Source organism: Synechococcus sp. R55.7, from assembly GCF_047461955.1.
Classification (GTDB): domain Bacteria; phylum Cyanobacteriota; class Cyanobacteriia; order Thermostichales; family Thermostichaceae; genus Thermostichus.
Map to the genome: position 1 here is coordinate 1 of NZ_JANSIC010000462.1, position 729 is coordinate 729.

Sequence of the window (729 nt, forward strand, 5' to 3'; positions counted from 1 at the left end):
TGGCAATCACCTCTAAGTTCTCCGAAATGGGTGCCGCTAAAGCACCGGATCCAAAACCCGTATCGTTGGCGGCAACTCCTCGATAATCTCGATCCACCTCTGTTGGATCAGGCATACCTGAGAAGGTATCGAAAGCATATAGCCTGCGAGGTCGACGGCTGTAGTTCTTAATCACCCAGGCCAGCAAAGCTGAGCTTCCACCCCTGCAAACACCACATTCTACAAAGTTCCCAGGAATGTCTTCTTCACAAACCTGCTTAGCCAGTGAATAAAGGCTCCAAAGACGCTCAAAGCCCAGCAAGGTAAAAGATTTAACTTTCTCTAGCACCCTAGACAACTCAAGGTTACAGACCGGATAGTCCTTGAGGTGCTCTGGCAATGTCCAATTCACAGCAGGGTCTGGAATATGCTCAACGGGCTTGACATTGCCTCGCCAGGCCACTCCCATAATTTGCATGGTCTGGTAAATCATCGTGTTCCAGCCCCTGTCTCTCAAGTAATTCAAACCTTCAGCCACATCCGGCGAGGCTAGATCATGAAACAGAATCAAGGCATCCTCAGCAGCATAGCGCTCTGCCACTTGAGCATCCTGCAAGGGGGCTGGTGAGTCATGATTCCCATCGATGAAAATCAGAGACCAGCGACAATCCTCTTGCTGGGCAATCTCCTCCACCTTCCCTGGGCTATAGCCAGGGTAGAGATTGACATTAGAGCGAACTCCAGCCGAGC

Annotated in this window: 1 protein-coding gene; it reads right to left on the reverse strand. The window is 50.8% G+C overall.

Annotation, left to right across the window (positions count from 1 at the left end):
* The coding region (locus NW820_RS13130) for a class I SAM-dependent methyltransferase (RefSeq protein WP_414407739.1) at window positions 1–673 on the reverse strand (673 nt) is incomplete at its 3' end.
* Window positions 674–729: the final 56 nt, after the last annotated feature.